We start from the raw sequence: 4,460 nt of genomic DNA on the forward strand, positions 1-4,460 counted from the left end.
GGCCGCGCCGCTCGGCACACCGGTGATCCAAGAATTAGCCAGGTCCTACCAAGGAAAGGTCTGCCGCTCCGCCCGACCAAGCCGTCTTCCTAGTCTTGGATGCCGTCCGCGAGTTGACGAAGTAAGGCCGCCTCGGTTCGAATGTCGCCTAATGGCGCAAAGCGTCAGTTTGCGAGGTGCAAGGCCATGTCCGGAGTTGGGGGTAAAGCCGACCTTGCCGGTTGAATGCCCGGACTTCTCACTTTGACCCATTACAGACTCTCGAGCGAGTGAGCCCGCTCACGTTCAAAAGACGTCTCCGGAAACATGCATCCAGAACGGTAACGCCTGGCGTCATTCACGGGAGTGCGGGGTCATGTGCCCAAGCCATGCCGTGAGCCTTGATCTTTCCCTGACCAAGCCATCCTGGTTGAAGTGGTGAACACAAAAGTGCGCCCATGAATCTTCGTACGCCATTTCCATGTCACCCGTGACCGACGTGGTACCTAGCCCGATTTCTGCGTAGGTAAACTCGAAACTGCCACGAGGACGCGCCAGCGCAATGTGGAATGGTTGACCAGTAAACTCGTTGATCTTGGGCCTGCCGCTACTCCGCATGACGCCGGGTATCTCCACTCTTGCGGTTCTGAGTTCCAAGTCCGCATCGAGATCAATCGGCAGGAACAACGTCTCGCAAAATTCCGAGCATGTGGACGCGAATACGGCGAAGAGATTGCTCAATGGTTCGCATGCCTCGCCTGAGATGATCGTTTCAAGCGCGATCCGTTGAGCTTCATCCGCACGCTCGTCGATAACGATCTGGCGCCGGCCGTTTCCGTCCTTGATTTCGCCGGGCCACTTGTACAGCGCCGCCCAGTTCAAGCCTGAGAGCGGCGTATCGTTGAAGTGGCCTTCGACGATGGTGCCGACGAAGGCCGACCGACAATGGCCGTGGGTACTCGGCAAGTTGAACTGGCAACCACAATTCATAGCGCAGTTGCAGTTATCATAAGTCTCGCTCTTGAATAGCCATTGATCAGCCATCTCACGGCGCCTCCCGAAAGCGATGACGCTCAACTCGACTTTGCGCGAGCTTCAAGTCGGAACAAAGCGATAGGCGCCATCCTTGCGCTCGACGAAGCCGGTGCCAGGGAACGGCAGGTGAGCGCCGATCAGCCGGCGCTTGTCAATGACGAGTCGATCAAGCAGGCGTAGGCGGGTCAAGATGCCGCGATCGGGCTCATGGTCGACTGGCACCGGCCACGACGGATGCTGGAATGAGATCACAGCGTGCGTAAGCGCGTCCGCAACGACGACGAGACCATCCCCACCGGCGATTTCGACCGAGATGTGGCCCTGCGTATGCCCTGGCGTATCGATGACCCGCACGCCACTGACAATCTCCTCGCCATCCCGTACCGTCCTTATCTTGTCCTTGACGTGCGAGAAATGGTTCTTGGCGCCATTGATGATGCGATCGTTGGTTGCCAAGACTGCCGGCAACCTTCGCATCGCATCCGGGTCGGCCCAAAGGTTCCATTCGACGGCCGAAACGAGATAGCTCGCATTCGGATAGATCGGGTTGTCATTTGCGTCGAGGATGCCCCAGAGGTGGTCGGGATGGCCGTGGGTCAGGACGATCTTGGTAACGGCTGCAGGTAGGATGCCGGCAGCTTTGAGGTTCTCCGCAAGCTTTCCCGCCGTGGGCTGATGGCGCGGGCCGGTGCCGGTGTCGACCAAGATCACATCGGACTGGCTACGGATCACCGCGACAGTGTTCACGAGCTGGAGCTGTTCGCCGGTTTGTCCGGCTGCGTTCAGAGCGGCTTCGCGCTCGGCGGGCGGAGAGTCCGGCGCCACGAGGAAGCCCACTGGAAGGAAGAAATGGCCGTCGCTTAGGACCAGAGTCTCGAGGCTGCCTGATTTGTGGACCGATACCGTATGGACGGCTGCCCTTGTCGGTCGCAGCGAAGACACGCACGCAGCTGCGGCCAGAGCCGCTGCGGCCGACCCACCCAGAAATTGGCGACGAGCTATTCTGTGAACATGCCCTGCAGTCACGACGCTTCGCTCCTTGATCGGCCACCCTATCGATGGGCACCGCCCCGTTGGGGGCGAAGCTTACTGGCGCATTTGGGTCCTTGATATCCGATTGCCGCGAGGGCCTATCCGGAAAGCGCAAAAAACGTGGAAAATCGCCCCCGGGAAGCACCAACGATCACTATCCAAAAACTGCAAAAATGATCGGAGCATTCCCGGCCCCGGTGCCCATGCCTCGCTCTGCATGGTATGCTTGATCATACGGAGGTAGGCATGCAGCTTGGCACCGCCCCGCTTCTGGAGCAGCGGCCCATCTTCCACAGCCGCAATGCGGAGGAGACTGGTGCATTCCTGCGCGCGAAAGGCTACCGCTTTGACATCGAAGGGCGGCAGGCCCGCCACCTCGATGCGCGCCTCAACGGCGTTTACATGCCGGGCCTCTACATGGGTTACGTGCAATACGGTGGCGCTTCGGTCGTCCTGTCGCCGAGCCCCGCCCGCACTGACACTTGGATCCACCTGCCGCTTCGCGGGCAACTTGGAACCACCATTGGCCGTGACAACATCATTTGCAATCCGAACCTCGCCACAATCATCTCGCCGATATGCGAGAGTTGTCGGCTGGTATCGGAGGCCGATAGTAGCCGCATCCAACTGTCTTTGACCAAATCCAGCCTTACAGGCCAGCTTGCCGCCCTACTCGGCGAACCACCAACCGCTCCCCTCGACTTTGCGCCTACCATCGACCTCGCCGCCGGGTACGGCCGCAGCCTGGCACGCTACGTGCTGACGGCCGTCGCAGACCTGGAACAGGCGGGATCGGTGCTCTGGAGCCCGACGACAATGAGCACATTCGAGCAGTTCATTATTACGGCACTGCTGGTGTCGCACCTGCATAACTACAGCGCAGCACTGCGACGTCTCGAGAAGCCGATTGCGCCGCGTGACGTGAGGCGCGCGATCGACTACATCGAGGCCCATCTCGACCAGGCGGTCACAGTGGCCGACCTCGTTACGGCAACCGGAGTTGCAGGCAGAACACTCTTTAAGCACTTCAGCGATTTCAAGGGCGTCTCCCCGATGCACTACCTGCGGAACGCCCGCTTGCGGCAAGTTCGCCAAGCCCTGTTGCGGGCCGATCCGGAAGCGAACATCACCGAGATTGCCATGAGCACGGGGTTCACCCACATGGGTCGGTTCTCGGTCACGTACCGCAGGTACTTTGGGGAAAGTCCTTCGGAGACGCTAAGAGATCGCAGGCAAGCGCAGCAGCCCCGGAAGCAACCGTAGTCTCGAAAGCTCGAGGCGACAATCGCGTTTGCTGCGTTCGGTCAATCCACCAAAGCAACCAAGTAGATTCGTGTTGAGGTCTCCTGATGACCCCGAAGCGGCCATCGCAACAGCACTTCGTGGCTGCGTTGGACTCTGGATGCATCGCATTTCTTACAAAGCCCTTCTCCGCGCAGTCGCTCATTGAGCCGCTCATCGGCAGGTTGTTCATAGCTTCGCTTGTTGATGCCTTGTTCAAGGTCTGCATGTCTGTTCATGGCACCTTTGAGACATGCCCGCCTATCCTGAGAATGTCCGTTCATCGGGCTAGACCGGAAGTCGCCGTGGTCCGGTCAAACCGACGCGAAATGACCCGAATGTATGGTCCGGCCGTGCGTTGCAAGTGGTTTCGCCGAGCTGGCGGTGAGCGGTCTTGCATCAATGTATCCGGCCTTTGATTGGAGCATTTGCTCCGGGCCATCATGGCTATCAGCGCGCGTGCGTTCTCGTTACCGGACAGGCCTCGATCGGGCCATTTGGGTCACCAGTGTTCGCATGCGCTCAGAAGACCGAACCTCCATCTCGTCTCGTCCTCTCGCAGGCCTCGGCTGGAAACTGTTGATAGGGTTACGTCGTCGCTTACTCCTCATATCGCGCAGTTCCTTTGTTCGAGCCAAGGGCCGTTCCTTCGTCCCGGCCCGCAGAACGTCAATTGCGTCGCGCGCAGGGGCGGTCAAGGCCGGCCGTCGCGCTTGGCTTGCGGCTGGCTCCGACGTTGCCAGGCTGCGCCTTGACCGCGCCGAGCACGGCGCGAGGATCAAGCGGGTCGGACGCCTGCATCGTCGGTCCTCGTCAGCTCGAAGGCGCGTCCTTTAGCCAGCACCGCCCAGGGCGATGCGGGTAAGCTTGTTGGCGAGCGCGATCGCCAGCACGTTGTGGTGCAACCGCCTCTTGGCGGCTTCGATCCAGGATTTGAGCCCGTAACGTTCCCAGTTCTTTATCCTGACCAGCACAACCCATGCCGCCTGCACGAACAGAACCCGCAGGTAGCGATTGCCGCGCCTAGAGATTTTGCCGAGGATCGTGCGGTCTCCCGTCGAGATCTGCTTGGGCACCAGTCCGAGCCAGGCGCCGAAGTCGCGGCCTTTGGAGAATACGTCTCCAGTGCCGAT

Annotated in this window: 3 protein-coding genes and 1 pseudogene; 1 reads left to right on the top strand and 3 read right to left on the bottom strand. The window is 60.1% G+C overall.

Going from position 1 to position 4,460, the window contains the following annotated elements:
* Positions 1 to 333: 333 nt before the first annotated feature.
* Both JQ624_RS38025 and JQ624_RS38030 read right to left on the bottom strand, forming a co-directional pair.
* A complete protein-coding gene (locus JQ624_RS38025; protein ID WP_212423983.1) occupies positions 334 to 1,023 on the bottom strand; it encodes a DUF1326 domain-containing protein in 690 nt (229 codons plus the stop codon).
* Positions 1,024 to 1,074: 51 nt separating this feature from the next.
* Positions 1,075 to 2,040 (bottom strand): MBL fold metallo-hydrolase, encoded by a 966-nt coding sequence (locus JQ624_RS38030; RefSeq protein WP_212423984.1) that lies wholly within the window; start codon positions 2,038 to 2,040, stop codon positions 1,075 to 1,077.
* Between the two features lie 252 nt (positions 2,041 to 2,292).
* On the opposite strand from JQ624_RS38030, the gene JQ624_RS38035 reads away from it, so the two are divergent.
* Complete coding sequence (locus tag JQ624_RS38035; protein ID WP_212423985.1) at positions 2,293 to 3,309, top strand: AraC family transcriptional regulator; 1,017 nt, start codon at positions 2,293 to 2,295, stop codon at positions 3,307 to 3,309.
* Positions 3,310 to 4,105: 796 nt separating this feature from the next.
* Here JQ624_RS38035 and JQ624_RS38040 read toward each other — a convergent pair.
* Positions 4,106 to 4,460 (bottom strand): annotated as a pseudogene (locus JQ624_RS38040) (transposase); the annotation flags it as partial.

This window comes from Bradyrhizobium sp. AUGA SZCCT0283 (assembly GCF_018130385.1).
Lineage (GTDB): Bacteria > Pseudomonadota > Alphaproteobacteria > Rhizobiales > Xanthobacteraceae > Bradyrhizobium.